A 25,886-nucleotide genomic window follows, 5' to 3' on the forward strand; every position below is an offset into this window, starting at 1 on the left:
GGGAAATCGAAATTTGATGAGGGCTATGGGCGATAGGGGTGACGAACGTCAAGCCCTAGCTGCTTGCAGCGGGTTCGCCACGCCGGCTCGCCACACGAAGCATCGGCCCTGTCACGCGCCTGGCTTTGCTCAATCCTTGCCGAACAGTTTCTTCAGCATGGCGGCCATCGGGCCGGATTCCGGCAGTTTGGCGGGCGCCTGCTGCGGGCGCGCCTGGCGGATGTGGCTCTGCTGTTTTGGGCCCTGCTGCTTCTGCGCCGGCTTCTCCGGCTCAAGTGCTGCCTTGCCCTGGACGGCGAGGCTGGCCTTGTTCATGAAGCCGGATTCGTCGCCCTTGACGATCATGGCGGCGTTGTCGGCGATTGCCGCGAGCAGGGGTTCGAGCCATTCGCGGTCGGCCTTGGCGAAATCGCCGAGCACATGATGCTGGACCATTTCCTTGATGCCGGGATGGCCGACGCCGATGCGCACGCGGCGATAGGCGTTGCCGACATGGCCGTCGATCGAGCGGATGCCGTTATGGCCGCCGGCGCCGCCGCCGGTCTTGATGCGCAGCTTGCCTTCGGCAAGATCGATCTCGTCATAGAAGACGGTGAGCGCTGAAGGGCCGAGCTTGTAGAAGCGCAGCGCTTCGCCGACCGACTGGCCGGACAGGTTCATGAAGGTCTGCGGCTTGATCAGGACGATCTTTTCACCGCCAAGCGTGCCTTCGGAAATCAGACCCTGGAATTTCTTCGACCAGGGCGAAAAGGAATGGCGGCGGGCGATAGCGTCCGCCGCCATGAAACCGACATTGTGTCGGTTGTCAGCGTATTTCGCGCCCGGATTGCCGAGGCCTGCAAAGACAAGCATCGTCTGCTCCGGGCGGGAAAGAGTTACTTCTCTTCGGCGGCAGGCGCCGCTTCAGGTGCGGCCTCGACCGTCTCTTCCGTCTCCGGCTTCATCGCCGACGAACCGGCAACGGTCGCGATGGTGAAGTCGCGGTCGGAGATCACCGGCTTGACACCGGCCGGCAGCTTGACCGCCGAGATGTGGATCGAGTCGCCGATGTCGGCGCCGGTGAGATCGACGGTGATGAATTCCGGGATCGCATTGGCCGGGCAGTGGAACTCGACTTCGTGACGCACGATGTTGAGCACGCCGCCGCGCTTGATGCCGGGCGACTTGTCCTCATTGATGAAGTGGACAGGCACGTCGACATTGACTTCGGTGTCCTTGCCGATGCGCAGGAAGTCGACATGGACAGGGAAATCCTTGACCGGGTCGAGCTGGAAGTCCTTCGGCAGGACCTGGATCTTCTTGCCGTCGACATCGATCGTGGCGACCGTGGTCAGGAACCCGCCGCCATGGATCTTGTAGTAGATGTCCTTGTAGGTGAGGGCGATCGCCAGGGGAGGCTGCTTGTCACCATAGATTACTGCAGGCACTTTACCGTTGCGGCGAACTGCACGGGCGGACCCCTTACCGACCTGTTCGCGCGCTTCGGCCTTGAGCTCGTAAGTGTCGTGGCTCATGGCATTTCCTTTCGGTTTGTTCTGGAGCGTTCGCGGCTGGCAACGTGCCTGGACCGTAAACGTCGAAAGCCGCCGGGTGAGGCGGCCTTCCGCCGCGTTGCCTCCAAGGGTGTCTACGCGGGTGGCGGCTCTATAGCGGAAGGCGGCTGGCGGTGCAAGCCGTGGGGCCGGGCGCATGTCGAAAGCAGATGAGTTGTCCGGTTTTCATAGCCAGCCAAAGGGAGACTGGGGATGACACGGACGGCAAGGCTTATCGTACCTGCCGGCTTGCTTCCGCAAAATGGCCAGCTCGAGGAATGCTATTCCTCCAATTAGTCTATTAAAACTATATATTAACTGGGTTCAATGAGGTGCTGGTCCTATCCTGCGGACTGAATTGCCAGCGCTGCAGGACCCCTGATGAGCAAGACCATCCGCTTTAATGCCTTTGAAATGAACTGCGTCGGCCACCAGTCGCCCGGCCTCTGGCGCCATCCACGCGACAGGTCCTGGGAGTACAAGGATCTGGAATATTGGACCGACCTCGCCCGGCTTTTGGAAACCGGATTTTTCGAGTCCGTCTTCATTGCCGATGTGATCGGCTATTACGACGTCTACAAGGGCAATCTCGACAACGCCCTGCGGCAAGGCGTGCAGATCCCGGTGAACGATCCGCTGCAGCTCGCCAACCCGATCGCGCTCGCCACCAAACATCTTGGCATCGGCATCACGGCCTCGACGAGTTTCGAACATCCCTACACCTTCGCCAGGCGCCTCTCTACCGCCGACCACCACACCAAGGGGCGGATCGGCTGGAACATCGTCACCTCCTATCTGGAGAGCGGGGCCAAGAACATCAGCCAGGGCGGGTTGCGCAGCCATGACAATCGTTACGACGTCGCAACCGAATATGTCGAAGTTCTCTACAAGCTGTTCGAAGGCAGTTGGGAAGAGGGCGCCGTGCTGCGCGACAAGGAGCGCGGGGTCTTTGCCGATCCGGCGAAAATCCACGAGATCGGCCACAAGGGAAAGTATTTCGATGTGCCGGGCTATCATCTGTCCGAGCCCTCGCCGCAGCGCACGCCCGTTCTCTTCCAGGCAGGCGCTTCGGGTGCCGGCAAGCAGTTTGCCGCCGGCCACGCCGAATGCGTGTTCATCTCGACGCCGCTGAAGGACGCCACCCGCGCCTATGTCGCGGAGATACGCAAGCGCGCCGCCGAGCAGGGTCGCGACCCGAAGAAAGTGCTGATCTACGCGATGGCAACCATCATCGTCGACGACACCGACGAAAAGGCGCAGGCCAAATATCGCGACTACGCGAACCATGCCTCCTATGACGGCGCCCTGGTGCTGATGTCCGGCTGGACCGGCATCGATTTCGGACACTATAAGCCGACGGACACGGTCAAGAAGGTCAAGACAAACGCCATCATCTCCGCTGTCGAGCATCTGGCCGAAGGCGACAAGGTCTGGTCCATCGAGGAACTCGCGAAGTGGGGCGGCATTGGCGGTCTCGGGCCGCTCTTCGTCGGGTCGCCGTCGACAATCGCCGATCTGCTGCAGGAATGGGTCGAGGAAACCGATATCGACGGCTTCAACCTCGCCTACGCGCTGGCACACGACACTTTTGCCGACGTCATCGGTTATGTCGTGCCGGAACTGCAGAAGCGCGGGGTCTACGCGACGCAGTATCGCGAAGGCACGCTGCGCGAAAAGCTGTTCGGCGAGGGGCCTTATTTGCCGACAAACCATCCCGCGCATCGTTTCCGCGACATCGAGCGGGTCAAGCGCGACGAGGCTGCCGCGCAATCGGCCTTGAGTGAAGGGCGCGCAGGCGCCGCCCGCCAGTCGGAACCGGCCTGACATCACCCGAGCCACGGTCCCGATGGGAAGCGGCCGCGCCGCCTGCCTGTCGGCCTTCACCTGTGTCAGCCGCAATGGAGCGCTGAATTCATGACAACGCCTTCCCCACCGGCACTGGAAGTCAGGAATATCTCTCTCGCTTTCAAAGGCGTGAAGGCGATCTCCGATCTCAGCTTCGAGGTGGCACCTCGGGAAATCTGCGCCCTGATCGGTCCGAATGGAGCGGGAAAAAGCTCGCTGCTGAACATTCTGAACGGCGTCTATGTCCCGAATTCCGGCGAGATCATCTTCGAGGGCGAACATTTCCACCGGATGCAGCCGCTGGAGGCCGCTCGCCGCGGCATCGGCCGCGGCTTCCAGAACAACGCGCTGTTTTCCGGGATGAGTGTCGCCGACAATGTCATTGCCGGCCTGTCCCGGCATGCCCGCGCAACGCTCCTGGAAGAAGCGCTGCTCTTGCCGCGCGCGCGCGCCGAGACGCGCCGTTTCCGCGAGCGCGCCCATGAAGTGCTGGGCCTTTTCAACCTGGAACACCATGCCGAGACCATCGTCGCCACGCTGCCCTACGGGGTGCAGAAGAAGGTTGAACTGGCGCGCGCCATTGTCGCGGCTCCCCGTCTGCTGCTTCTCGATGAGCCTCTGGCAGGCATGAACGCTGCCGAAAAACAGGAAATCGCTGACATCATCGCCACGCTGAACCGCGAGCTGAAGCTCACGATCGTGCTGATCGAACACGATATCGGCATCGTGCTCAAGCTCGCCCATCACGTCGTCGTGCTCGATTACGGGCGCAAGCTCGCCGACGGCGCGCCGGACGGCATTCGCGACAATCCCGAGGTCATCGCCGCGTATCTGGGCGGCGACAAGGTGGAGATCGCCGCGTGAACATGTTTCTCGAAACCCTCATCGGCGGCCTCCTGGCGGGCACGATGTACTCGCTCGTCGCCATCGGTTTCGTGCTGATCTACAAGGCCTCCGGCGTCTTCAACTACGCGCAAGGGTCCATGCTGCTGTTTGCAGCGCTGACCTTCGTGTCCCTGACCGATCAGGGTGTGCCGGTGCTGGTTGCATTGGTGATCACGATCGTCGTGCTGGCGCTGATGGCAGTCGGGATCGAGCGGCTGATCCTGCGCCCGCTCGTCAACCGCGGCCCGATGACGTTGTTCATGGCGACGCTCGGGCTGGCCTACATCGTCGAAGGGACAGCCCAGGGGCTCATGGGATCGCAGGTCAAGGCGCTCGACCTCGGCATCGAGGATCTGCCGATCTTCCTCGGCGACATCATGATCAGCCAGTTCGACCTCACCGCCGCCGCGGTCGCCCTCATCCTGGTCGTGGCTCTGTCGCTCCTGTTCAACAAGACCCGCCTCGGGGTTGCGCTCAGGGGCGTGGCCGACGACACAAGCGCGGCTCTCTCCATCGGCATCGACATCAACCGTATCTGGCAGATCGTATGGACCATTGCCGGGCTCGTCGGGCTGGTGGCGGGTCTGCTCTGGGGCGCCCGTCAGGGCGTTCAGTTCTCGCTGTCGCTAGTCGTGCTCAAGGCGCTGCCGGTTCTCATCATTGGCGGCTTCACTTCCATCACCGGCGCCATCATTGGAGGGCTGGTCGTCGGCGCGGCGGAAAGCCTCGGCGAAACCTATATCGGCCCTTTCCTTGGCGGCGGCATCACGCCCTGGTTCGCCTATGCGTTGGCGCTCGCTTTCCTCTTCATCCGCCCCGCCGGCCTGTTTGGCGAACAGAAGATCGAAAGAGTCTGAACCATGTCCGAAATCGAACTCCGGCTTACCGGCGGCATAGGCGAGGGCGTAAGCACCCGGAAGCTGACCGGCATCGCCGTCGCGGCCCTCGTCGTCTCGTTGCCTTTCCTCGCCACGGAATACTGGATCAATGCGATCATCGTGCCGTTTCTCATCCTGTCGCTGGCGGGCGTCGGCCTCAATCTTCTGACCGGCTATGCCGGTCAGCTCTCGCTTGGTGCGGGAGCGTTCATGATGGTGGGTGCCTATGCGACATTTGCCTTCCAGTTGCGGCTGCCTGAACTGCCGCTGCCATTCGCGTTGATAGCCTCCGGCATCGTCGCCGGCGCGGTCGGGTTCGCCTTCGGGTTTCCGTCGACCCGCATCAAGGGCTTCTACCTGATCGTCAGCACGCTTGCCGCGCAGTTCTTCTTCGAATGGCTGTTTCTCAAGTTTCCGTGGTTCTACAACGGTGATCCGTCCGCCACGATCTCGCTTCCGGCGGGCCTTTGGGCCTTCGGCATCGATCTCAACAGTCCGCATGGACGCTATTACCTGACGCTCGCAAGCGTCGCCTTGCTGACTTGGCTTTCCTACAATCTCGTGCGCAGCCAGACCGGCCGCAACTGGATGGCCATCCGCGACATGGACACGGCGGCGGCGGTGATCGGCGTGCCAATCCTGCGCGCGAAACTCCAGGCCTTCGCGGTCTCGAGTTTCATCCTGGGCATTGCCGGCGCGCTCTGGGCGTTTGGCTATCTCGGGTCGGCCAGCGTGCAGAGCTTTGGCCTGACTCGGTCCTACCAGATATTGTTCATCATCATAATCGGCGGCATGGGCACTATTCGCGGCGCCTATCTCGGAGCCGCCTTCGTCAGCCTGCTGCCGCTGGCACTCGATTGGCTGTTCCAGCAGCTGCTCGGCGGCCATGCCGATGCCGGACTGCTGCAAAACATCCAGAAGGTGATCTTCGGGATCCTCATCCTCTGGTTCCTGATCAAGGAACCGGAAGGACTAGCCCGCTTGCTGCGCAGACAGAGCGGGAATTTCAACACTCGCCGCTTTCCGCGGCTCAAGATCAGGAGACAGACGTGAGAAAACTGATTATCGCCACGCTTTTGGCAGGCGGCGCCTTCATGGCGACCACCGCCACGCTCAACGCCGCGGACGTGACGCAATACATCCCGCTGCCGACCTATCGTGTCGGCGCCTACGCCTCTTCCGGCGAACTCTGGTGGGCTGGCGAAAGGGACTATTTCCGCTACATCAATGAGGTCGAGGGCGGCATCGACGGGGTAAAACTCAACTACGAAGAGTTCGAGACCGAATGGAGTCCGGACCGAACCGTGGAGGTCTACGAGCGGGTCAAGGCCGGCAAGGACGGTTCGCCGATCGCATTCTTCTTCACGCATGGCACACCCGCGACCTATGCGCTGCTCGAGAAGGCCGCCGCCGACAAAATCCCGCTGATCGACCCGGCCGGTGGGCGCACCGAGTCCATCGACGGCAGGGTATTCCCTTACGCCTTCCCGCTGCTGTTCAGCTATTACAGCCAGGCATCGACCGGCATCAACTATATCGCGTCCAAGGTCGGCGGTTTCGAGAAGCTCAAGGGCCTGAAGATAGCAACCGTCTATCACGACAGCGCCTACGGGCGTGCCACCCAGCCCGCTGTCGAGCTTCTCGCCAAGAAGTACGGCTTTGAGAACATCCAGATCCCTGTCGCCGATCCGGGCAACGAACAGTCACCGCAATGGCGCCAGATCCATGAGCTGAAGCCGGATTGGGTGTTCCTGCGCACCTGGGGCGTCTCGACGGTGGTGGGCATCAAGACGGCGGCCCGCTTCGGCTTTCCCGCCGATCACATCATCGGCGACGTCTGGGCAGGCTCCGAATCCGACGTCATCCCGGCTGGGAAGGCGGCGATTGGCTATTCCGCCCTTGCGCCCTATCCGGGAGGGGCCGACTTCGAGATACACAAGCGGCTCAAGAAATTCATTCTCGACGCCGGCAAGTCCGATCTGCGCGATCAGAAATATTTCGGCGCCGTCAACTACAATGTCGGTCTGGTCAATGCCGCGCTTGCCGTCGAGGCGTTGCGCACCGGCTACAAGAAGTTTGGTGCTCGTCCGCTCGATGGCGAGGAAGGCCGCTGGGCCTTCGAGCATCTGACCATCGACGAAAACCGTCTCAAGGAGATTGGCTTCGTCGGCCTGCTGCAGCCGATCCAGATCACCCCGCTTGACCATGAGGGCGGCGGTGCTGCCCGCATCCAGAGCTGGGACGGCCAGAAGTGGGTTCTGCAGACCGACTGGATCAAGGCTGACCACGAAGCGCTGCGGCCATTGATCGAGCAGCAAGCTGCCGCCTATGCCAAGGAACATGGCATCACACCGCGTACCCCGGATACAGAAACCAATTGATGTCCGTTGGGGAGTGGCCGTCCCCTGTTGCCTGATCCAGGAGGCCGCTTTTGGCGGCCTCCTCCCGCATGGAGAGCGTCATGACCACGAGATCGACATCCGCCGCCCCGGTAGCTGATCAGGGGACGCTTCTCGAAGTCTCGAATATCGAGGTTGTTTATGGCGGCGCAATCCTGGCCGTCGCTGATGTGTCGCTGACGATCGGCAACGGCGAAATCGTTGCACTGCTCGGTGCCAATGGTGCGGGCAAGAGCACGGTGCTGAAGGCCATTTCGGGTCTTGCCAGCGCCGACCGGGCCAAGGTGCGCCGTGGGCATATCCGCCTTGGCGGCGAGGATATTCTGGGGCTTGCGGCCAACAAGCTGGCCGCGCGGGGCATCGTCCATGTCATGGAGGGGCGGCATGTCTTCCCGCATCTGACGGTCAAGGAGAACCTCCTGACCGGCGCATTCCTGCACCGGCCCAGCCGAAAGGAGCTGAAGCGTCAGCTCGACGATGTCTACGCCTGGTTTCCGCGTCTGCGCGACAAGCAAAGCACGCAAGCCGGCCTTACATCCGGCGGCGAACAGCAGATGCTGGCCATCGGCCGGGCTTTTTTGACGCAGCCCAGGCTCGTTCTGCTCGACGAGCCCTCCATGGGGCTGGCACCGCGCATCGTACAGGAGATCTTCGAGATCATCGTGCGCCTCAACCGGGAAAAAGGCACCGCCTTTCTGCTGGCCGAACAGAACGCGGCTCTCTCCCTTGCCTACGCGCGGCGTGCCTATGTGCTCGACACCGGCCGCGTGGCGCTTGAAGGGCCGGCGGCCGACCTTGCCGCCCGCGACGATCTTCACCGCATCTATCTGGGCGACGGGCCCTGACTGCGCGACTAATCGATCTTGCTTGGGGCGAAACACCTTCGCTTCGCTGCTTCTTCGGCCCGAGGACGCCGCCATCCCGCAGGGACCGCGCGATGAGCTTGCCTCTCCTCACAGACAAATGAAATGTCGGCGCGGGCTCGTTGGTTACTGCTGATTGCCACTCAGCGCATCGCGCAGCGCCTGGATCTGGCGGTTCAGGGCATCGAGCTGTGCCAGCGTCATGCCCGAGCGTTCGATCAAGGTCTCGTTCAGACAGTTGCACTGGACAAGCAGCGCGCGCCCGGCGGCGGTCAGGTCGACCTGCACCTGGCGCTCGTCGATCTGGCTGCGCTGCCGGGTCACCAGCCCGGCCTGCTCCATTCGCTTCACCAGCGGCGTGACGGTGCTCGATTCCAGGGCAAGCCTGTGCGCGATGGTGCCAACCGACATGCCATCGGCTTCTCCCAGCGCATTGAGCACCAAATACTGCGGATAGGTGATCCCCATCTCGTCCAGCATCGGCTTGTAGGTGCGATTGATCGCCATGCTCGTGGCGTAGAGCGTGAAACAGAGCTGATTGTCCAACGGGAGAGGCACGGTACATTCCTTCTTGCCGACATCGGCACAATTCCATACCACGAAAAATGATATCGCGATACATATTTTCGTGGACACAAGCTCTAAGCTGCGTTAGGCATATAGTTATCGCGATACTGTTTGTCGCGACAATCAATTAAAGGAGATTGAGATGAGCTCGCAATCCAAGCCCCGCTCCGGCAGCGGCACGATCACCACCAAGGACGGGACTGAAATCTTCTACAAGGACTGGGGAACCGGTCAGCCGATCGTCTTCCATCACGGCTGGCCATTGAGCAGCGACGACTGGGACGCGCAGATGCTGTTCTTCCTGGCGCAAGGCTACCGTGTCATTGCCCATGACCGGCGCGGTCACGGCCGTTCGACCCAGACCGACATCGGCAACGAGATGGACACCTATGCCGCCGATGTCGCGGCACTCGCGGCGCATCTGGACCTCACGAGCGCCATCCATGTCGGCCATTCCACCGGTGGCGGCGAAGTGGCGCGCTACGTCGCCCGGTACGGCGCCGAGGGCCGCGTCGCCAAGGCGGTGCTGATCGGCGCGGTGCCGCCAATCATGCTCAAGACTCCGGCCAATCCCGGCGGCCTGCCGATCGAAGTCTTCGACGGTTTCCGCTCCGCCCAGGCCGCCAACCGCGCCCAGTTCTTCCGCGACGTTCCGGCCGGCCCGTTCTACGGTTTCAACCGTCCGGGCGCGGCCGTATCGCAGGGGATCATCGACAATTGGTGGCGCCAGGGCATGATGGGCGGCACCAAGGCGCACTATGACTGCATCAAGGCCTTCTCGGAAACCGACTTCACCGAGGACCTCAAGAAGATCGACGTGCCGGTGCTGGTCATGCACGGCGACGACGACCAGATCGTCCCGATCGCCGACTCGGCGCTGCTGACGATCAAGCTGCTCAAGAAGGGCGAGCTCAAGATCTACAAGGGCTTCCCGCATGGCATGGCCACGACCCATGCCGACATCATCAACGCCGACCTTTTGGCCTTCTTCAAGGCCTAGAATCGTCCACTTGGCAAGAACGAGAGCACCCGCAATCAGGCGGGTGTTTTCGTGCCAGGGTTTCAGGCTATGCTCAGGCCGCCGTCGATCAGCATTTCCGCACCGACCATGAACGGGCATTCGTCCGAGGCCAGAAACACCACTGCGTTGGCAATTTCCCCGGCGGTTCCGAAACGGCCGGCAGGGACCAGGCCGACCACCGCTTTCGCGCGGGCCTTCGCCGCTTCGGGGTCCAGCCCAAGTTTGTCGTTGAGCGGCGTGTCGATCGGACCTGGGCTGATCACATTGGCGCGAATGCCGCGCCCTATCAGTTCGCCCGAGAGTGTTCGCGCCAGCGAAATCATACCGGCCTTGGCCAGCGCATAGACGTGCGTTCCGGCCATTCCCATATGCGCGTTGACCGAGCCGCTGAGGATGATCGACGACGGATTCGAAAACAGCGGAACAAGCGCCTTGACCAGGAAGTACGGCCCCTTGAGGTCGACATCGATGCTCCTGTCGAACGCCGCCTCCGTCCAGTCGCCAAGCGGACGCAGATCGGCGATGCCGGCGTTGAGGAAGAGAGCGTCGAGCTTGCCGAAGGTCTCCCCAATCTGCCGTGCGATGTCGTTCTGGGCTGCTGCATCTCCGGCATCGGCGGCTATGATCAGCACATCTCCGCCCAAGATATTGCGCGCTTCCTCGAGACGGCCCGCATTGGTGCCGGTGATAGCGACGCGTGCGCCCTCCTCGATGAAACGTTGCGCTGTCACCAGACCGATGCCGCTGGTGCCGCCCGTAATCAATGCGACCTTGCCCGTAAGCCTGGACATGAGATTGCCTTTCCTGACCCGGAGCGCTGCGCATGGATCAACGCTGGGCCCGGTACCTTATGTTTAGCTTGAAGGCGTTCGCCGACCCAAGCCCTGCCGTCAGGGATGAGGATGTCCTAACGGGTTTTTTTCACCCGGCGGATGGTGAAGGAATCGTTGAGGGCGCGGCAGCTGCCCCGCCCTCGTGTCAAATCCGAAGATTGGTTGATTTTCAGCTGGTAGCTGCCTGCGCAGTCCTGGCCTCCCTCATGTTCGGCAGGAACACGGTCAGCAGCCCAAGCAGCGGCAGGTACGAGCAGATCTGGAAGACGTAATCGATGCCCTTGATGTCGGCGACGACGCCGAGCACGGCGGCGGCGATGCCGCCCACGCCGAAGGCGAAGCCGAAGAAGATACCGGCGATCATGCCGACGCGCCCCGGCACCAGCTCCTGCGCGAAGACGACGATGTTGGAGAAGGCCGACGACAGGATCAGCCCGATCAGCACCGTCAGGACCATCGTCCATTCGAAGTTGGCGTAGGGCAGTGCCAGCGTGAAGGGCAGCACGCCGACGATCGAGAACCAGATCATCGCCTTCTGTCCGTAGCGGTCGCCGAACGGGCCGCCGAGCAGGATGCCCAGCGCCGAGGCGCCGAGGAACAGGAACAGCATGACCTGGGACATCTGCACCGAAACGCCGAACTTATGGATGGAATAGAAGGTATAGTAGCTGGCCAGGCTGGAGATGTAGGCGTTCTTGGTCAGCACCAGCAGCGTCAGAACCAGCAACGCGCCCATAACCTTGCGGCGCGGGAAGGGCGAGACGAAGCTGACCGCCTTGCGGGTGCCCTGCGTGGCACGCAGACGGCTGTACCAGCCGCCGACCCGCCACAACACGAAAATGCCGATCAGCGAGCCGATGGCGAACCAGGCGATGCTGGTCTGGCCGAACGGCACGACGATGAAGGCGGCCAGCAGGGGCCCCATGGACTGGCCGAAATTGCCGCCGACCTGGAACAGCGACTGCGCCAGGCCGAAGCGGCCGCCGGAGGCGAAGCGGGCTATGCGCGAGGATTCCGGATGGAAGATCGCCGAACCGATGCCGATCAGCGAGGCGCCGAGCAGAAGCAGCGCGTAGTGCCCGGCATAGGCCAGCACGATCAGGCCGATCAGCGAGGAGGCCATGCCGTAGGGCAGCGAATAAGGCATCGGCCGCTTGTCGGTGACCATGCCGATCACCGGCTGCAGCAGTGACGCGGTCACCTGGAACGTGAAGGTCAGGAGGCCGATCTGCCAGAAATCGAGACCGTAATTCTCTTTCAGCAAGGGATAGATGGCCGATAGCAGCGACTGCATGATGTCGTTGATGCAATGGCAGAAGCTCACCGCCAGGATGACGGTAAAGGCCGCCGCCTGGGCTGAAGCGTGGCTGGCGGCCGCGGGCGACGCGACGGCGGTGGCTGTTGTATCGGTCAAGACAGGCTCCGTGGTCTTTTGGTGGGCACGCCGGCAGGCAGCTTGGCAGGCGCTCCCGCAGGCCGCCTTATAGGCCGGTTGCCAGGCGACTTCTTTCGTGGTTTGGTCCAATAGTTTCGCAAGTGGGCCATAGCCGATGCCGCACGGCAGGGAAATCTTTCACGCCGGCAATGCCGATCTCCAGCAATTGCACGAGCGTCGCTGGCAATGGCTGGAGCAAGTGGCCGGTCCGGCGGTGGCTTTGCCGACCGAATATCCCGACGGGTACCATGTGCCGCGACACCGCCACAGCCGTAGCCAGCTGCTGCATGCGCTGGTCGGCGTCGTGCTGGTGACGACGCGGCACGGACGCTGGATGGTGCCGCCCGATCACGCGATGTGGATTCCGGCCGGCACCGAGCATTCCGTCGAGATGCTGGGCGATGTCTCGATGCGTTCGGTCTATGTGATGCCGCAGGCTATTCCCGGGCTGCCGGAGGGGCTGCGCGTGGTCGGCGTCACCGACCTGATGCACAGCCTGATCGTGGAATCGGAAAAGCTGCCGCAAGGCGGCGAACTGGAAGGGCGCAGCGGGCTGATCATGAAGCTTTTGCTGTATGAAATTCCGACCCTGCCGGAGCGGCCGCTCGGCCTGCCGTTCCCGTCCGACCCCCGGCTGGCGACACTCTGCCGGCGGTTCGTGGCGGCGCCTTCGCCGCATGCGACGATCGACGAATGGGCGGATGCCGCCGGCATGAGCCGCCGTTCCTTCACCCGCGCCTTCCAGCGTCAGACCGGATTGTCGCTGTCGACATGGCGCCAGCAGGCGTGCCTGTTCGCGGCGTTGCCGCGGCTCGCCGACGGCGAGCCGATCACCAGGGTGGCGCTCGATCTCGGCTATGACAGCGTGCCGGCCTTCATCACCATGTTCAAGCGCATGCTGGGCGCGTCGCCACGCGGCTATATGCGCGGCGCGCGCGACAGCGGCGAAGGTGCGCGCCGCCAACCCGGTCCGGTTCGGCTGGAGAGCCCCTGATTTCAGGCTGATGCCCGGCTTCGTCTTCAGCCCGCGACCGGCTCCGCCAGGCGGATGATCTCCTCGCCATGGGGAGCGGAAGCCGGTGCGCGGCCACGGCCGTGCTGCCGTGGCGAACAGCCCATCACCCGCTTGAACGCGGTGCTGAAGGCGCTTTCGGATTCGTAGCCGAGCGACAGCGCGATTGCCGAAACAGGGTCGCTGGAACTCGCCAGCCGGTCGCCCGCCAGCAACATGCGCCAGCGCGTCAGGTAATCCATCGGCGAGGCGCCGACCGTCGCCTTGAACTTCAGGGCAAAGGTCGACCGCGACATGCCGGCGCGTTCCGCCAGCGCCTGCAATGTCCAGCCATGCGCCGGATTGTCGTGCATGGCGCCGATCGCCGCGCCGATCTGCTTGTCGGCCAGGGCGAACAGCCAGCCGACGCCGCCTCGCAACCCTTCGGCCATATGCAGGCGCAAGGCCTCGATCAGGATCATGTGGGCGAGGTGCTCGACGATGAGGAAGCCACCGGGCTGGCGCTCACGCAATTCCTGCATCATCCGCTCCACTGGCCAGCGCAGTGCCGAATGGTCGGCGTCGCTGCGGATGTGGACGATGGGCGGCAGCATCCGCAGCAGGATGCCGGCATGGTCGCCGGAAAGGGCGAAGCGGCTGCTGACCAGAAGGAAATCGCCGCCGCCATTGTGCGAGGTGACGCCACCGGTGCGGGCCGGCGAAAAGATCGCGCGGGCATCGACCGCCGGCAGGTCCATATCGCTGGCAAGGCGGAAGGGCCGGCCACGCGGCAGCAGGAAGCAGTCGCCTGTATCGAGGCGCACCGCGTCGGCGACGCCCTCCACGGACAGCCAGCACTGGCCGGACACCACGGCACCGCATTTGATGGCCGCCTGCTGGTCGGGGAACTGGATCGACCAGTCGCCACCGGCCTCCAGCCCGGCGGACAGGTAGTTGCGCGGCTTCAGCAGCGCCAGCACGTCTGAAAGCGGATCCATGAGCATTCCCGGACGATCGCGAAGATAATACGGACTTTACAGCATAGATCGTATTATCTCAATCCCGTATCTCCATTGGCAACGGGCTGTCTGTGCGGCCTCGAACGAGCCAAAGGAGATATCACCATGCGTGTATTTGTGACCGGTGCCACCGGTTTTGTCGGTTCCGCCGTCGTGCGGGAGCTTGTCGGAGCGGGTCATCAGGTGCTCGGTCTTGCCCGCTCGGATGCTGGCGCCAGGTCGGTTGTCGCCGCGGGCGCGGTGGCGCATCGCGGCGATATCGAGGATCTGGAAAGCCTGCGCAGCGGGGCCGCCCAGTCGGATGGCGTCATCCATACCGCCTTCAACCACGACTTCTCGAAATTCGCGGCGAATTGCGAGGCGGACCGGCGCGCCATAGAGACGCTTGGCGCGGAACTCGAAGGTTCCGAAAGGCCATTGCTCGTCACGTCCGGGCTCGCGGTGTTGACGCAAGGCAGCATGGCGACAGAGGACGATGCGCCTGTTCCTCCGTCTGCTTCCTATCCCCGCGCTTCGGAAGTGACGGCCGTGGCGCTGGCGGCGCGCGGCGTGCGCGCCTCGGCGGTGCGTCTTTCCCCCTCCGTCCACGGCGACGGCGATCACGGCTTCGTGCCGATGCTGATCGGCATCGCCCGCCAGAAGGGCGTTTCGGCCTATATCGGTGATGGGACCAACCGCTGGCCGGCGGTGCACCGGCTCGATGCCGCCACGCTCTTCAGGCTGGCGCTGGAGAAAGGGGCCGGCGGGGCCCGCTACCATGGCGTCGCCGATCAGGGTGTCGCGACGCGGGAGATCGCCGAGATCATCGGCCGGCGCCTGAGCCTGCCGGTCGTGTCCAAGACCCAGGAGGAAGCGGCCGGCCATTTCGGCTTCCTAGCGCACTTCTTTGGCGTGGACTGGCCAGCTTCCAGTCAGCAGACGCGGGATGTGCTTGGGTGGCAGCCTAAGCAGCCGGGGCTGATTGCCGACCTCGACCGGCCCAGCTATTTCGAAAGCTAAAGGCTGCTCTGACCTAGTCGAACAGGCTGGACACCGATTCCTCGGTCGCCGTGCGCGAGATGGCTTCGCCCATCAGGTCGGCGATCGAGATGACGCGGATGTTGGGAGCGTCGAGCACGCCCTGCGTCGGCTGGATGGAATCGGTAATCACCAGTTCCTGCAGCTTCGAACCGCTGATGCGGGCGACGGCGCCGCCCGACAACACGCCGTGGGTGATGTAGGCGGTGACGCTGGTGGCGCCGTTGGCCAGCAGCGCATCGGCGGCGTTGCAGAGCGTGCCGCCGGAATCGACGATGTCGTCGATCAGCAGGCAATCTTTGCCGGCGACCGCGCCGATGATGTTCATGACTTCCGATTCACCGGGACGCTCACGGCGTTTGTCGACGATGGCGAGTTGCGCGTCGAAGCGCTTGGCCAGCGCACGCGCCCGCACCACGCCGCCGATATCGGGCGATACCACCACGACATTGCCGAGCTGCTTGTACTTCGCCTTCACGTCGCGAGCCATCACCGGCACGGAGAACAGATTGTCGGTCGGGATGTCGAAGAAGCCCTGGATCTGGCCGGCATGCAGGTCGAGCGTCAAAACGCGGTCGACACCGGCGCGGGTGATCATGTTGGCGACCAGCTTGGCCGAGATCGGGGTGCGGCCGGAAGCACGGCGATCCTGCCTTGCATAGCCGAAATAGGGAATCACCGCCGTGATGCGTTTCGCCGACGAGCGCATGAAGGCATCGATCATGATGAGCAGTTCCATCAGGTGATCGTTGGTCGGGAATGAGGTCGACTGCAGGATGAAGACGTCCTCGCCGCGCACGTTTTCCTGGATTTCGACGAAGATCTCCTGATCGGCGAAGCGCCTGACACTGGCCTTGCCCAGCGGGATGTTGAGATAGCGGGCGACCGCTTCGGCCAACACCCTGTTGGAATTGCCTGCGAAGAGTTTCATGCACCGTTCCTGGTGAGGGATTTCATCGGGCTTTTAGCGGCCCGCGCCGGTATTGCAAGCGCCGAGATCGGGAATCCGCCGGCTAATCTCAAGAAAGCTTCGCACCATCGCCAGCCGGCAACAGGAAGCAGCGGACTCCCGCTGCTCCCTCTTCTCGTTTGAGCCTCGGATTTTCCCAAAACCGTTTCCACTTTTGGGTCCGAGGCCTAGCCTGCCTTGCCGCCCAGCCAGGCCGCGAACTGGTCGATGGTCTGGTCGGCGATCGCCTGCATGGTGGCCGGCGCGACCGCCTTCCAGCTGTCGCCGCCGTTGGCCGAAGGCGCTTTCAGCTGGCCGTTGATGCGGTGCAGGCGGTTGCCGGTCGGGTCGTAGACGTCCCAGACATAGATGACGGTGGTGTCCTTGCCTTCCGAAATCGCCGAGAAATAGCCTTTGAGCACATGCGTCGCGGTCTGGTCGGCGCTGCCGGCAAGCGTGATGCCGCGCTGTCTGGCGCGCGTCTGCAGTTCCGCCGTCAGCGGCGTCGCGGCTTCAACCGAGGCGCCGACGATCGGCGCGATCTGCAGGCGGGTCTTGGAAAGGATGGCGGCGCTCTGGGCAGGCGTGAGCGGCGTGGTGGCGGGCACGGCCGGCGCGGGAGCCGCGGCTGCCGTGTTGCCTTGCGTGGCGGGCAGCGCCTGCGTCGAGGTCGCCGGCGGGGTGATCGCCGAAGGCTCGAGGACATCCTTGGCGTTGGTGCAGGCGGCCAGCGCGAGCGCCACGAGCAATGACACGGTCGTCACATGCGATCGTCTCATTTGCCTGATAACTCCTTGGCGAAGAACGCCTCCCATTATGGATTCACTGTACGATCAAGTCGAGATCATGGCGGGAGAGCGGCTTCGGCTGGGATTCGGTGGTCAGGTAGGTGCGGCCAAGCGTCATCGCCGTCTCGGTGTCGGAATCCATGATGATCATGTGGGCGAACAGCGTCATGTTGGGCGCGATCGGCTCGGGATTGCCCTGGTAGAACATCGGCATGTCCATCCAGGACGGCGTGAAACGGGCGCCGACCGAGTAGCCGCAGGCGTTCAGCCGGTGCTTGGTCAGGCCGTGCGCTTCCATGGTGCGGGCATGGGCATCGAACACGTCGCCGAAGCTGTTGCCCGGCGTCATCGCCTTCTCGACGGCCAGGAGGGCGGCGCGGGCGGCGTCGAAAAGCTCCTGATGGCGCTTCGAGACCTTGCCGGTCAGCACCGTGCGCATCATCGGCGCATGGTAGTGGTTGAAGACGCCGGCCCATTCGAGCGTCAGCTGGTCGTTCTTGGTGAGCTTGCGGCGGCCGGCCTTGTAGCGGCACAGCAGCGCGTCGACGCCGGAGCCGATGATGAACTCGTTGGCCGGATAGTCGCCGCCGCCGGCAAAGATCGCGCCCTGCATGGCGGCGAGGATCAGGGCTTCGTCGCCGCCCTGCTTGATCAGCGGCAGGGCCGCGTCGAGCGCGTCGTCGGAGAGATTGGCGGCCTTCTCGGCCTTGGCGACCTCGGCCGGGCTCTTGAACAGGCGCAGCCGGCCGACAATGCCGGACGCGTCGGCGATCTGGCCAAAAGTCTGCAGCTGCTCGTCCAGCCGGCGGCCATTGTAGGCGGTCAGCCCGTGGGTGTCGTATTCGACGCCGATGCGGGCGCCGAGCAGGTCGAGCTCGTTGAGCAGATTGCGCAGGTCGACCGCCGGATTGGCGCCATTGCGGTCGGTCCACAACACGATGTTGTCGATGATCGAGGTGTGGCGCGCCTGGCGCAGGTCGGCCGAACGGGTCAAAAGCACCATCGAACCGTCGGCCTTCACCACCAGGCACTGGAAGAAGCAGAAGCCGAACGTGTCGTAGCCGGTCAGCCAGTACATGCTCTCCTGTGCGAACAGCAGGATGGCGTCGAGCTTCTTCTCGGCCATCTCGATCATCAACCGGTCGCGCCGCGCGTCGAATTCGGATCGTTCAAAATGCAGCGCCATTATTCCCTCTCCAAAACGATTGCCGAAACCTGCCGGCCGTAATCGGGCTCCCCGCGGTGCGTGGTGCGCCGGTAGGAGTAAAACAGATCCGCCTCGGCATAGGTGCAGCGGCCGAGACCCTCGGCCGTCACGCCGGCCTTCGCAAGCCGGTCGACCGTGTAGCGGTTGAGGTCGAACATCGCATGGCCGGCTTTGGCGGAAGGCGTGAAATAGCCGATGTTTTCGGCGTCGGTCTCGACGAAGCGGGCGACAAATTCCGGTCCGACCTCGTAGTTCTCGGGGCCGATCGAGGGGCCGAGCACGGCAACGATGCGTTCGCGCCGGGCGCCGAGGCTTTCCATGGCGAGAACCGTGTTCTCCAGCACACCTGACAAGGCGCCTTTCCAGCCGGCATGTGCCGCGCCGATGATGCGCGCCTCGGCATCGGCGAACAGCACCGGGCCGCAGTCGGCGGTAGAGGCGCCAATGGCAATGCCCGGCTGGTCGGTGACGATGGCGTCGGCCTTGGGCCGTTGGCCGGCAAAAGGCTCCCTGGCAATCACGACATCGGGCGAGTGGATCTGGTGGGCGGTCAACAGATGGCTCGCCGGTACCCCCATCCAGGCGGCGACACGGCCGCGGTTCTCGGCGACAAGCGCCTGGTCGTCATTCGATCCGGTGCCGATGTTGAGGCCCCGGTAGATGCCGCTGGAGACGCCGCCCGTGCGGGTGAAATAGCCGTGGCGGATGCCTTGCGCCTGCGCCTTGTCCAGCAGGGGCGACCGAACGGGATCCGGTTTGGTCTGATTCAGCATGCGGGCGTTGTTGTCCGTGTGGGCGGTTTCGTCAAGAAAAAGTCAGGACAAAGCGCGGCCGGGGGTTCGACCGTTCTTTTACCGGACGGGAGATTGGGAGGGGCGGCGACGAAAAGTCAATCCGCCGCGGCAAAGGGGCGGACGGCCACGCCACGCGGCAGCACGGCAAGCACCTTGAACAGCTCGCCCATGGCTTGCGGGCCGGCGAGGCGTTCGACGTCGTCGGCGATCCCTTGGCGGGCCTCCTGGGAGGCATCGGCGCCGAGCCGGCCGGCGCGCTCGAGAATACCCATGCCGAGCAGGAAGTCGCCCTGCGTCGACAGATGGGCGTCGAGGCCGTGCGCGTGCACGATCGCGGCAAGGGCGGCGAAATCGACATGGGTCGTCAGGTCGGCTTCGCCCGGATTGGCCAGCACATCTTCGTGATCGTGCCTGCGCAAGGCCTGCAGCGTGTCGCCGACACCCGGCTGGAGGTGGCCATAGTCGAGGAACAGGCCGGCGCCGCCTTGGGCGGCTATGCGTCCGGCGATGGCCGCCATCAATGCGGCGCGGGCCGGCGCGACCTCGACGATGGCGCCCCGCGGCGCGCTGGCGGCATCCTCAGGCAGCAGCGTCGGGTCGACCGAGCCGGCGCCGGCGAAGAAGCCAAGGTTGTCCCCATCGTCCAGGCCGACCATGCGCTCGCGCCAGCCGGCGCCGGCGCGGACGAATTGACGGATGGGCACGGCGTCGAACAATTCGTTGCCGACGATGAGAAGCGGCTGTTGCGGCAGCGTGTCGATGGTCTCGTGCCAGCGAACCGCGAAAGGTGTCGCGGCAAGCGTCTGTTTCTGGACCTCGGCTAGGCGCGGGCTGGTCTCGATCATGGCGAAGGCGGCGCCATTTGTCAGCTCCGGATCAAGCCGCGACAGGGTGCGCAGCATATCCTTCATCAGCGTGCCGCGTCCGGGACCGATCTCGGCGATGGTGACCGGCATCGGCCGGCCGGCCGCCAGCCATGCCTGGTAGAGCCAGACGGCGACGAGTTCGCCGAACATCTGGCTGATTTCCGGGGCGGTGATGAAGTCGCCGGCGGCACCGAAGGGCTCGCGCGTCGTGTAGTAGCCGTCCTCGGGGTCGAACAGGCACAGCGCCATGTATTCGTTGACCGGGATCGGCCCCAGCGCCTCGATCAGGCCGACGATGCGGGCCTTCAGCCGTGTCATGCCGGCTGTGAATGGGGCACCGGCTTGGCGGTCGCCATCGCCCAGATGCCGATCAGCACCATCGGGGTCGACAGGATCATGCCCATGGTCAGCCAGTTGGTGCCAAGGAGATAGCCGAGCTGCTGGTCGGGCTCGCGGAAGAATTCGACAAAGATGCGCGACAGGCCATAGCCGCAGATGAAGGCGCCGCCGACGAAGCGCGGCGTCTTCAGCTTGAGGCGCGAATGGGTGAGGATGCGCAGCACGAGAAACAGCACGACGCCCTCGAGCAGGGCCTCATAGAGCTGGCTCGGATGGCGGGCAAACGGCCCGCCATTGGGGAACTCGATCGCCCACGGCACATCGGTCGGCCGGCCCCAGAGTTCGGAATTGATGAAGTTGGCGACGCGCACCAGGCCGAGGCCGACCGGCACGCCGGCCGCCACGACATCGAACAGCGACCAGGTGCGGATGCCGCGCCTGATGGAGAACAGCGTCATGGCGAGGGTGACGCCGAGCAGGCCGCCATGGAACGACATGCCGCCTTGCCAGACAGCGAAGATGTCGAGCGGGTGCGCGATGTAGCGCGCCAGATCGTAGAACAACACGTAGCCGGTGCGGCCGCCCAGCACGACGCCGATGGCCGCCCAGACGATGAAATCGTCGAGGTCTTCCGGCTTCATCGGCGAGACGCCGTTCGGCCACAGCCTGGCATTGGCGGCGAGCCGCTTGGCGTACCACCAGGCGAACAGGATGCCGACGATGTAGCCGACGCCGTACCAGTGCACCGCCAGCGGACCGATCTGGATGAGGATCGGATTGATGTTGGGAAAGGGCAGCGAGGCCAGCGGCAGCAGGAAATATTCGTTCAACGGGGAGCTCTCGGTTGCGGTCGCGTTGGGCGCGGACCATGCGGCAGGGTTTTGGCGGGGTCAAGGCAAGGTGGTTGCCGTCAAGGGTCGGGAACCGGATCGCCACGAGGGCCATTGCGCCGTGCAGGGATATGCTGCAACTCTGCCGTGGCAGCGGCCGGATGGCTGGGTTTCAATCCTGAGGCTTGACGACCATCCGCCGCAAGGCGTCGTTGATCCTGTCCTGCCAGCCGGGACCGTCTTCCTGGAAATAGTCCAGCACGGCGCGATCGATCCTGATCGAAACAAGCTCCCTGACATTTGGTGCGGCCGAGGGTTCGCGAATTGGTGTCGCCGGTTTCTTGACCGGCTTGAAGGCAGCCTCGGCGGCTGCCATCGGATTTGTCGGTCGGCGCGGAGGCGTTGCCATTTGGTTGACCCTGACTGGAGCGTGCTTGACGCAAGACGAGATGAAAGCACAACAATAGGCGACTTGGCGCCATCACGTATAGTCTGGAAGGAGCCGCTCGAAAGCTCCCTGCAGGCGTGACAATCACCCTGCGGACATGCGTTATAGCAGCGCAGACAGGCCACGGGATCGACCGCCGATGCTACAGAGGCGTGCAACGTTCTTGCATTCGACGCGCGGCACCACTACGTCATTTCGAGCAAGCGAGGATTTGCCATGTCGACCGGACCGAACCGCATTCTCGATGAATTCGCCAAGCTGATGACCGACGCCGCGGGCGCGGCGCAAGGCGTGCGCCGTGAGGTGGAGACCGCCTTCAAGGGCCAGGCCGAACGCATCCTCAACTCGATGGATGTGGTGCAGCGCGAGGAGTTCGAGGCCGCGCGCGAGATGGCCGCCAAGGCAAGGGACGAGAATACCCGGCTTGCCGCCCGCATCGAGGCGCTCGAAGCGAAGCTTGCCGAATTGACCGGACAGGCCGCACCAGCGGCCGCAGCAAAGCCCCGCGCAAAAAAATAATCGTTAAACTTTTCCACAAAGCACAATCCTGAAAAGCGCTTTGCCGTGAATCGCTTAACGGCATTGCATGAATCTTTGTGACAGCGGCTTTCCACATGCGAATGACGCAGTGCGAAAAATTGGGCTGTTCACGCGACTCCCGATCAATAGACTGAATTTGTTGCATGATTCGGAGCAGGGTCATGCGGCCGGGCGGTGGGGTCCGGTCCGGGGTCTTTGTGTCGAGAAGTCCTGGCCGTCCGAGTTCTAGACAAGATTGTTCGTTGTGTGTGCCCTCCCGCGGAGCGTGTGGCGGCGCTCCTCAGAACGACAGGAAGCATTCCATGGAACTTCTCGAACTCGAATTGTCCCGCGAAATCCATCCGGTGGATGTTATCGAGCAGGTGGCCCACAACAATGACTGGTCCTTCGAGCGGGCTGGCGACGACGAGATCTCGATCTCGGTTGCCGGCAGCTGGACCGACTATCACGTCTCCTTCTCCTGGATGGAGGATTTCGAGGCGCTGCATCTGGCCTGTGCCTTCGACATCAAGGTGCCGGAGACCCGTGCGCTGGAAGTGATGCGGCTTTTGTCGCTGATCAACGAACAGATGCTGTTTGGCCATTTCGACCTCTGGGAGCAGGAGGGCGCGATCATGTTCCGCCAGTCGCTGCTCCTGGCCGGCGGGGTCGAGCCGTCGAGCCAGCAGGTCGAGGTGCTGTTGTCGTCGGCGCTGGAAGCCTGCGAATGCTATTTCCAGGCGTTCCAGTTCGTCGTCTGGTCGGGAACCTCGGCCAAGGACGCGCTGGCCGGCGTGCTGTTCGAAACCTACGGCAACGCCTGAACCAAGCAAGACAGAGATGAGTTCGAGCAGCGAGCGCAAGCCCGAGATCAGTTTTGCCGATTTCGATCGTGTCGACATCCGAGCCGGCACGATCGTCGAGGCAGAGCCGTTTCCGCAAGCGCGCAAGCCGGCATTCAAGCTGAAGATCGATTTCGGCGCCGACATCGGCATCAAGAAATCATCGGCGCAGATCACCAAATATTATGCGCCGGAGACGCTTGTAGGCCGGCAGGTGTTCGCGGTGGTCAATTTCCCGCCACGCCAGATCGGGCCGTTCATGTCGGAGGTGCTGACGCTCGGCTTTCCCGACGAGGAGGGCGCCGTGGTGCTTGGCGCCATCGAGCGCAAGGTGCCGGACGGCGGCAGATTGTTCTAGGCCGCCAGCTTGCGCGTCGTGCCGAGCGCTTCCTCGACCGTATCGAGAAACATCTCCGCGCAGGCTTTCCAGCTGTAGCGCATGGCGCGTTCGCGCGCGTCGGCGCGGTCGACATTGAGGGCGGCGAGTGAGGCCTGGCGCAGATCGTTCGAAACCGCGCCGCCAAAGCCGTCGCCGACGATGTCGATCGGTCCGGTCACCGGATAGGCGGCGACCGGCGTGCCGCTGGCCAGCGCCTCGATGATGACGTTGCCGAAGGTGTCGGTGCGGCTGGGGAAGACGAAGACATCGGCCGAGGCATAGATCTCGGCCAGTTCGTCGTTGGGGCGGTGGCCCAGGAAGTGGGCCTGCGGGTACTTCGCCTTGAGCCTGGCAAGTTCGGGACCCTCGCCGACGATCACCTTGCTGCCGGGCAGGTCGAGATCGAGGAAGGCGGGGAGGTTCTTCTCGATGGCGACGCGGCCGACGCAGAGGAAGATCGGGCCGGGGAAGCCGAGGTCCTTCTTCTTGTCCGGCCGGAAATGGTCGGTGTCGACGCCGCGCGTCCATGGCCGCAGCTTGGTGAAGCCGCGCGCCGACAGGTCGTCGGCGAGCGATTGGGTGGCGACCAGCGTGCCCTGGCCGGAATTGTGGAAGTCGCGCAGCCAGCGATAGGCCCAGCTTTCCGGCACCGGCAGGCGGGCGCTGAGATATTCGGGAAAGCGCGTGTGATAGCTGGTGGTGAACGGACGGCCGGCATTGCGGCAATAGCGCCGCGCCATGATGCCGAGCGGGCCCTCGGTGACGATGTGGATGTGGTCGGCCTTGCCGGCTTCGATCAGCCGCGCGACGTGGCCGGGCGTGGTCAGCGCCAGCCTTATGTCTGGGTAGGTAGGCAAGGGCAGCGTGCGAAAGATGTTGGGCGTCAGGAAATCCACCGTGACGTCGAAGGATTTCAGCGTTTCGGCAAGCCGCTCCAGCGTGTGGACGACGCCATTGACCTGCGGGCGCCAGGCGTCGGTGACCATCAATATGCGCATGGCGGCCCTTTGCTTGAAAGGTCGACGTTTGCCTTGAGGCGATGCCGGAACGGCGACCAGCTTGCCGCCCTCGCTTCGCTCCAGCGCACCCGGGCGGGCACGGGGTCGAAGTGAGGCGGCAGGGCCGAATCAAGGGTGGTCGCGCGCTTCATGCGCGCTCTTCACCATGGTTTCATGACGGGCGGATGAAGCCTCGCACCTGGCCCGCCTAGGCGGGAACCTTGATCACGGCGCGCAATCCGCCGAGCGGGCTGTCGTCGAGGGTGATGTCGCCGCCATGGCTGCGGGCGATGTCGCGGGCGATCGACAGGCCGAGCCCGGTGCCGCTGGCATCGAGATTGCGGGCCTCGTCGAGCCGCACGAACGGTTTGAACACATCCTCGCGCCGGTCGGCGGGAATGCCCGGCCCATCGTCGTCGATGGTGACCAGCAGCGAGCCGCGGCCATGCGTGGCGTTGACCTCCACCGTCCTGGCATAGCGGAAGGCGTTGCCGATGACGTTGGACATCAGGCGGGCAAAGGCGTTCGGCCGCACATGCACATCGCGGTCGCCTGTGAGCGTCGTCGACAGCTTGCGCTTGCGCAGCCTGGCCTCCTCGTCGAGCTTCTGGAAATAGGCTTCGAGGTCGAAACGTCCAGCGTCTTCCGAAGCCTCGCCGCGGGCAAAGGCGAGATAGCCTTCGAGCATCGACTGCATGTCGTCGATGTCCTGATTGAGGGCTGCCTTGGTCTCTGCCTTGCCGCCGGCCAGCGCCAACTGCAGCTTGAAGCGGGTGAGGATGGTCCTGAGGTCGTGGCTGACGCCAGTCAGCATGGCGGTGCGCTGTTCGATCTGGCGTTCGATGCGCTCGCGCATCTGGATGAAGGCGAAGCCGGCGCGGCGAACCTCCTCGGCGCCGCGTGGCCGGAAGTCGCGCGGCATCGGCCGGCCCTTGCCAAAGCTTTCGGCGGCTTCAGCAAGCGTCAGGATCGGCCGGATCTGGTTGCGCAGGAAGGGGATGGCGATCATCAGAAGCACCAGCGAGGTGCCGACCATCCAGATCAGGAAGATGTGGGTGTTCGAGGCATAGGCCTGGCTGCGGCGCACGAAGACGCGCAGCACCTTGTTCTCGAGCTGGACGCGCACCTCGACGATGTTGGAATTGCCGACCGTATCGATCCAGAACGGCCGGTTGATCTGGCGGGTGATCTCGGACGAGAGAACGTCGTCGAGGATCGAGAAGAATGGTTTGGGTCCGGGCGGCGGCAACGGATCGGGCGGCAGCAGGTCGACCTTCAGCTGCATGCGGTCCTGGGCAATGCGGATGATGTTGGCGTAGTCGGCGTCGTGCGGATAGGTCTCGATCATGTCGATGATGGCGGCGATGTCGCGCACGGTGGCCTGCGACAGGCGCTGCGTCACGGTTGCCCAATGGCGCTCCATGAAGACGAAGGCGACGACCGATTGCAGCAGGATCATCGGCGCGATGACGATGATCAGCGAGCGGGCATAGAGCCGCTTGGGCATGTAAAGCGAAACGAGGCGCCAGAACCGGTTCCAGACGCGCGGCACCGTCTTCAGCGTCCGCGTGGCGCGGGCGCTCAAGCCGCCATTCCCCGGCTGTTCCAGTTCCGTGGTTGCCATTCGATCTTTTCGCTCAAC

General features: G+C 63.8%; 27 protein-coding genes. 12 read left to right on the forward strand and 15 right to left on the reverse strand.

What is annotated here, in order from left to right:
• Nucleotides 1–129: 129 nt before the first annotated feature.
• Nucleotides 130–852 carry an aminoacyl-tRNA hydrolase gene (gene pth / locus OOJ09_RS10690; protein WP_269905183.1) on the reverse strand — a complete coding sequence of 241 codons (723 nt, stop codon included), beginning with the start codon at nucleotides 850–852 and terminating at the stop codon, nucleotides 130–132.
• A 23-nt stretch (nucleotides 853–875) separates the two neighbouring features.
• The gene (locus OOJ09_RS10695; protein ID WP_256753105.1) at nucleotides 876–1,514 is read right to left on the reverse strand and encodes a 50S ribosomal protein L25/general stress protein Ctc; all 639 of its coding nucleotides are present in this window, start codon (nucleotides 1,512–1,514) and stop codon (nucleotides 876–878) included.
• A gap of 399 nt (nucleotides 1,515–1,913) precedes the next feature.
• On the opposite strand from OOJ09_RS10695, the gene OOJ09_RS10700 reads away from it, so the two are divergent.
• The 6 genes from OOJ09_RS10700 (at nucleotide 1,914) to OOJ09_RS10725 (ending at nucleotide 8,384) form a co-directional block, all read left to right on the forward strand.
• Nucleotides 1,914–3,356, forward strand: a complete 1,443-nt coding sequence (locus OOJ09_RS10700) for an LLM class flavin-dependent oxidoreductase (RefSeq protein WP_269905184.1) — start codon at nucleotides 1,914–1,916, stop codon at nucleotides 3,354–3,356.
• A gap of 90 nt (nucleotides 3,357–3,446) precedes the next feature.
• Nucleotides 3,447–4,241, forward strand: coding sequence for an ABC transporter ATP-binding protein (locus OOJ09_RS10705; RefSeq protein ID WP_269905185.1), 795 nt, complete (start codon nucleotides 3,447–3,449; stop codon nucleotides 4,239–4,241).
• A complete protein-coding gene (locus OOJ09_RS10710) occupies nucleotides 4,238–5,119 on the forward strand; it encodes a branched-chain amino acid ABC transporter permease (RefSeq protein WP_269905186.1) in 882 nt (293 codons plus the stop codon). The genes OOJ09_RS10705 and OOJ09_RS10710 overlap by 4 nt, the downstream gene beginning before the upstream one ends.
• Nucleotides 5,120–5,122: 3 nt before the next feature.
• Nucleotides 5,123–6,193: a branched-chain amino acid ABC transporter permease gene (locus OOJ09_RS10715; RefSeq protein ID WP_269905187.1), complete on the forward strand. Its 1,071-nt coding sequence runs from the start codon at nucleotides 5,123–5,125 to the stop codon at nucleotides 6,191–6,193.
• A gap of 41 nt (nucleotides 6,194–6,234) precedes the next feature.
• On the forward strand, nucleotides 6,235–7,521 hold the full coding sequence (locus OOJ09_RS10720; RefSeq protein WP_420107507.1) for an ABC transporter substrate-binding protein: 1,287 nt from the start codon (nucleotides 6,235–6,237) through the stop codon (nucleotides 7,519–7,521).
• A gap of 80 nt (nucleotides 7,522–7,601) precedes the next feature.
• On the forward strand, nucleotides 7,602–8,384 hold the full coding sequence (locus OOJ09_RS10725) for an ABC transporter ATP-binding protein (RefSeq protein ID WP_269905189.1): 783 nt from the start codon (nucleotides 7,602–7,604) through the stop codon (nucleotides 8,382–8,384).
• A gap of 144 nt (nucleotides 8,385–8,528) precedes the next feature.
• On the opposite strand, the gene OOJ09_RS10730 is transcribed toward OOJ09_RS10725, so the two are convergent.
• Nucleotides 8,529–8,960 (reverse strand): MarR family winged helix-turn-helix transcriptional regulator, encoded by a 432-nt coding sequence (locus OOJ09_RS10730; RefSeq protein ID WP_269905190.1) that lies wholly within the window; start codon nucleotides 8,958–8,960, stop codon nucleotides 8,529–8,531.
• A 151-nt stretch (nucleotides 8,961–9,111) separates the two neighbouring features.
• Between OOJ09_RS10730 and OOJ09_RS10735 the strand changes: the two genes are divergently transcribed.
• A complete protein-coding gene (locus OOJ09_RS10735; protein ID WP_269905191.1) occupies nucleotides 9,112–9,969 on the forward strand; it encodes an alpha/beta fold hydrolase in 858 nt (285 codons plus the stop codon).
• 62 nt (nucleotides 9,970–10,031) lie between these two features.
• On the opposite strand, the gene OOJ09_RS10740 is transcribed toward OOJ09_RS10735, so the two are convergent.
• Both OOJ09_RS10740 and OOJ09_RS10745 read right to left on the reverse strand, forming a co-directional pair.
• On the reverse strand, nucleotides 10,032–10,781 hold the full coding sequence (locus OOJ09_RS10740; RefSeq protein WP_269905192.1) for an SDR family oxidoreductase: 750 nt from the start codon (nucleotides 10,779–10,781) through the stop codon (nucleotides 10,032–10,034).
• Nucleotides 10,782–10,992: 211 nt separating this feature from the next.
• Nucleotides 10,993–12,237: an MFS transporter gene (locus OOJ09_RS10745; RefSeq protein WP_269905193.1), complete on the reverse strand. Its 1,245-nt coding sequence runs from the start codon at nucleotides 12,235–12,237 to the stop codon at nucleotides 10,993–10,995.
• 136 nt (nucleotides 12,238–12,373) lie between these two features.
• On the opposite strand from OOJ09_RS10745, the gene OOJ09_RS10750 reads away from it, so the two are divergent.
• Complete coding sequence (locus tag OOJ09_RS10750; protein ID WP_269905194.1) at nucleotides 12,374–13,252, forward strand: AraC family transcriptional regulator; 879 nt, start codon at nucleotides 12,374–12,376, stop codon at nucleotides 13,250–13,252.
• Nucleotides 13,253–13,278: 26 nt separating this feature from the next.
• Here OOJ09_RS10750 and OOJ09_RS10755 read toward each other — a convergent pair whose 3' ends face one another.
• Entirely contained in the window at nucleotides 13,279–14,247 is a 969-nt protein-coding gene (locus tag OOJ09_RS10755) for an AraC family transcriptional regulator (protein ID WP_269905195.1), read from the reverse strand.
• 126 nt (nucleotides 14,248–14,373) lie between these two features.
• On the opposite strand from OOJ09_RS10755, the gene OOJ09_RS10760 reads away from it, so the two are divergent.
• A complete protein-coding gene (locus OOJ09_RS10760; RefSeq protein WP_269905196.1) occupies nucleotides 14,374–15,267 on the forward strand; it encodes an SDR family oxidoreductase in 894 nt (297 codons plus the stop codon).
• Between the two features lie 13 nt (nucleotides 15,268–15,280).
• Here OOJ09_RS10760 and OOJ09_RS10765 read toward each other — a convergent pair whose 3' ends face one another.
• The 7 genes from OOJ09_RS10765 to OOJ09_RS10795 all read right to left on the reverse strand — a co-directional run bounded on the left by OOJ09_RS10765 (nucleotide 15,281) and on the right by OOJ09_RS10795 (nucleotide 21,467).
• Nucleotides 15,281–16,216, reverse strand: a complete 936-nt coding sequence (locus OOJ09_RS10765) for a ribose-phosphate pyrophosphokinase (protein WP_019860650.1) — start codon at nucleotides 16,214–16,216, stop codon at nucleotides 15,281–15,283.
• Between the two features lie 206 nt (nucleotides 16,217–16,422).
• Nucleotides 16,423–17,013 carry a hypothetical protein gene (locus OOJ09_RS10770; RefSeq protein WP_269905197.1) on the reverse strand — a complete coding sequence of 197 codons (591 nt, stop codon included), beginning with the start codon at nucleotides 17,011–17,013 and terminating at the stop codon, nucleotides 16,423–16,425.
• A gap of 43 nt (nucleotides 17,014–17,056) precedes the next feature.
• The gene (locus OOJ09_RS10775; protein WP_091579128.1) at nucleotides 17,057–18,208 is read right to left on the reverse strand and encodes a M24 family metallopeptidase; all 1,152 of its coding nucleotides are present in this window, start codon (nucleotides 18,206–18,208) and stop codon (nucleotides 17,057–17,059) included.
• Complete coding sequence (gene pgeF / locus OOJ09_RS10780) at nucleotides 18,208–19,002, reverse strand: peptidoglycan editing factor PgeF (protein WP_269905198.1); 795 nt, start codon at nucleotides 19,000–19,002, stop codon at nucleotides 18,208–18,210. Before pgeF ends, OOJ09_RS10775 begins: the two co-directional genes overlap by 1 nt.
• Nucleotides 19,003–19,118: 116 nt before the next feature.
• Nucleotides 19,119–20,207 carry a class I SAM-dependent methyltransferase gene (locus tag OOJ09_RS10785; protein WP_269905199.1) on the reverse strand — a complete coding sequence of 363 codons (1,089 nt, stop codon included), beginning with the start codon at nucleotides 20,205–20,207 and terminating at the stop codon, nucleotides 19,119–19,121.
• On the reverse strand, nucleotides 20,204–21,058 hold the full coding sequence (gene lgt / locus OOJ09_RS10790) for a prolipoprotein diacylglyceryl transferase (RefSeq protein ID WP_269905200.1): 855 nt from the start codon (nucleotides 21,056–21,058) through the stop codon (nucleotides 20,204–20,206). The genes OOJ09_RS10785 and lgt overlap by 4 nt, the downstream gene beginning before the upstream one ends.
• Before the next feature lie 172 nt (nucleotides 21,059–21,230).
• Entirely contained in the window at nucleotides 21,231–21,467 is a 237-nt protein-coding gene (locus tag OOJ09_RS10795; protein ID WP_269905201.1) for a BrnA antitoxin family protein, read from the reverse strand.
• A gap of 255 nt (nucleotides 21,468–21,722) precedes the next feature.
• Here OOJ09_RS10795 and OOJ09_RS10800 point away from each other — a divergent pair, with 255 nt between their 5' ends.
• The 3 genes from OOJ09_RS10800 to OOJ09_RS10810 all read left to right on the forward strand — a co-directional run bounded on the left by OOJ09_RS10800 (nucleotide 21,723) and on the right by OOJ09_RS10810 (nucleotide 23,225).
• Nucleotides 21,723–22,025 carry an accessory factor UbiK family protein gene (locus OOJ09_RS10800; RefSeq protein WP_256753083.1) on the forward strand — a complete coding sequence of 101 codons (303 nt, stop codon included), beginning with the start codon at nucleotides 21,723–21,725 and terminating at the stop codon, nucleotides 22,023–22,025.
• A 323-nt stretch (nucleotides 22,026–22,348) separates the two neighbouring features.
• Nucleotides 22,349–22,849 (forward strand): YbjN domain-containing protein, encoded by a 501-nt coding sequence (locus OOJ09_RS10805; RefSeq protein WP_269905202.1) that lies wholly within the window; start codon nucleotides 22,349–22,351, stop codon nucleotides 22,847–22,849.
• Between the two features lie 16 nt (nucleotides 22,850–22,865).
• Nucleotides 22,866–23,225: a tRNA-binding protein gene (locus OOJ09_RS10810; RefSeq protein ID WP_269905203.1), complete on the forward strand. Its 360-nt coding sequence runs from the start codon at nucleotides 22,866–22,868 to the stop codon at nucleotides 23,223–23,225.
• Here the strand turns inward: OOJ09_RS10810 and OOJ09_RS10815 are convergent.
• Complete coding sequence (locus tag OOJ09_RS10815; protein ID WP_269905204.1) at nucleotides 23,222–24,244, reverse strand: glycosyltransferase family 4 protein; 1,023 nt, start codon at nucleotides 24,242–24,244, stop codon at nucleotides 23,222–23,224. The two genes, OOJ09_RS10810 and OOJ09_RS10815, sit on opposite strands and share 4 nt — an antisense overlap.
• Before the next feature lie 208 nt (nucleotides 24,245–24,452).
• The gene (locus OOJ09_RS10820) at nucleotides 24,453–25,868 is read right to left on the reverse strand and encodes an ATP-binding protein (protein ID WP_269905205.1); all 1,416 of its coding nucleotides are present in this window, start codon (nucleotides 25,866–25,868) and stop codon (nucleotides 24,453–24,455) included.
• Nucleotides 25,869–25,886: the final 18 nt, after the last annotated feature.

Source organism: Mesorhizobium qingshengii (genome assembly GCF_027563465.1).
GTDB lineage: Bacteria > Pseudomonadota > Alphaproteobacteria > Rhizobiales > Rhizobiaceae > Mesorhizobium > Mesorhizobium qingshengii_A.

What these genes read in the sequence shown, in the direction of transcription:
- pth (WP_269905183.1), bottom strand. Translation starts at nt 852, where the DNA reads ATGCTTGTCTTTGCAGGCCTCGGCAATCCGGGCGCGAAATACGCTGAC.
- OOJ09_RS10695 (WP_256753105.1), bottom strand. Translation starts at nt 1,514, where the DNA reads ATGAGCCACGACACTTACGAGCTCAAGGCCGAAGCGCGCGAACAGGTC.
- OOJ09_RS10700 (WP_269905184.1), top strand. Translation starts at nt 1,914, where the DNA reads ATGAGCAAGACCATCCGCTTTAATGCCTTTGAAATGAACTGCGTCGGC.
- OOJ09_RS10705 (WP_269905185.1), top strand. Translation starts at nt 3,447, where the DNA reads ATGACAACGCCTTCCCCACCGGCACTGGAAGTCAGGAATATCTCTCTC.
- OOJ09_RS10715 (WP_269905187.1), top strand. Translation starts at nt 5,123, where the DNA reads ATGTCCGAAATCGAACTCCGGCTTACCGGCGGCATAGGCGAGGGCGTA.
- OOJ09_RS10720 (WP_420107507.1), top strand. Translation starts at nt 6,235, where the DNA reads ATGGCGACCACCGCCACGCTCAACGCCGCGGACGTGACGCAATACATC.
- OOJ09_RS10725 (WP_269905189.1), top strand. Translation starts at nt 7,602, where the DNA reads ATGACCACGAGATCGACATCCGCCGCCCCGGTAGCTGATCAGGGGACG.
- OOJ09_RS10735 (WP_269905191.1), top strand. Translation starts at nt 9,112, where the DNA reads ATGAGCTCGCAATCCAAGCCCCGCTCCGGCAGCGGCACGATCACCACC.
- OOJ09_RS10740 (WP_269905192.1), bottom strand. Translation starts at nt 10,781, where the DNA reads ATGTCCAGGCTTACGGGCAAGGTCGCATTGATTACGGGCGGCACCAGC.
- OOJ09_RS10750 (WP_269905194.1), top strand. Translation starts at nt 12,374, where the DNA reads ATGCCGCACGGCAGGGAAATCTTTCACGCCGGCAATGCCGATCTCCAG.
- OOJ09_RS10755 (WP_269905195.1), bottom strand. Translation starts at nt 14,247, where the DNA reads ATGGATCCGCTTTCAGACGTGCTGGCGCTGCTGAAGCCGCGCAACTAC.
- OOJ09_RS10760 (WP_269905196.1), top strand. Translation starts at nt 14,374, where the DNA reads ATGCGTGTATTTGTGACCGGTGCCACCGGTTTTGTCGGTTCCGCCGTC.
- OOJ09_RS10765 (WP_019860650.1), bottom strand. Translation starts at nt 16,216, where the DNA reads ATGAAACTCTTCGCAGGCAATTCCAACAGGGTGTTGGCCGAAGCGGTC.
- OOJ09_RS10770 (WP_269905197.1), bottom strand. Translation starts at nt 17,013, where the DNA reads ATGAGACGATCGCATGTGACGACCGTGTCATTGCTCGTGGCGCTCGCG.
- OOJ09_RS10775 (WP_091579128.1), bottom strand. Translation starts at nt 18,208, where the DNA reads ATGGCGCTGCATTTTGAACGATCCGAATTCGACGCGCGGCGCGACCGG.
- pgeF (WP_269905198.1), bottom strand. Translation starts at nt 19,002, where the DNA reads ATGCTGAATCAGACCAAACCGGATCCCGTTCGGTCGCCCCTGCTGGAC.
- OOJ09_RS10785 (WP_269905199.1), bottom strand. Translation starts at nt 20,207, where the DNA reads ATGACACGGCTGAAGGCCCGCATCGTCGGCCTGATCGAGGCGCTGGGG.
- OOJ09_RS10795 (WP_269905201.1), bottom strand. Translation starts at nt 21,467, where the DNA reads ATGGCAACGCCTCCGCGCCGACCGACAAATCCGATGGCAGCCGCCGAG.
- OOJ09_RS10800 (WP_256753083.1), top strand. Translation starts at nt 21,723, where the DNA reads ATGTCGACCGGACCGAACCGCATTCTCGATGAATTCGCCAAGCTGATG.
- OOJ09_RS10805 (WP_269905202.1), top strand. Translation starts at nt 22,349, where the DNA reads ATGGAACTTCTCGAACTCGAATTGTCCCGCGAAATCCATCCGGTGGAT.
- OOJ09_RS10810 (WP_269905203.1), top strand. Translation starts at nt 22,866, where the DNA reads ATGAGTTCGAGCAGCGAGCGCAAGCCCGAGATCAGTTTTGCCGATTTC.
- OOJ09_RS10815 (WP_269905204.1), bottom strand. Translation starts at nt 24,244, where the DNA reads ATGCGCATATTGATGGTCACCGACGCCTGGCGCCCGCAGGTCAATGGC.
- OOJ09_RS10820 (WP_269905205.1), bottom strand. Translation starts at nt 25,868, where the DNA reads ATGGCAACCACGGAACTGGAACAGCCGGGGAATGGCGGCTTGAGCGCC.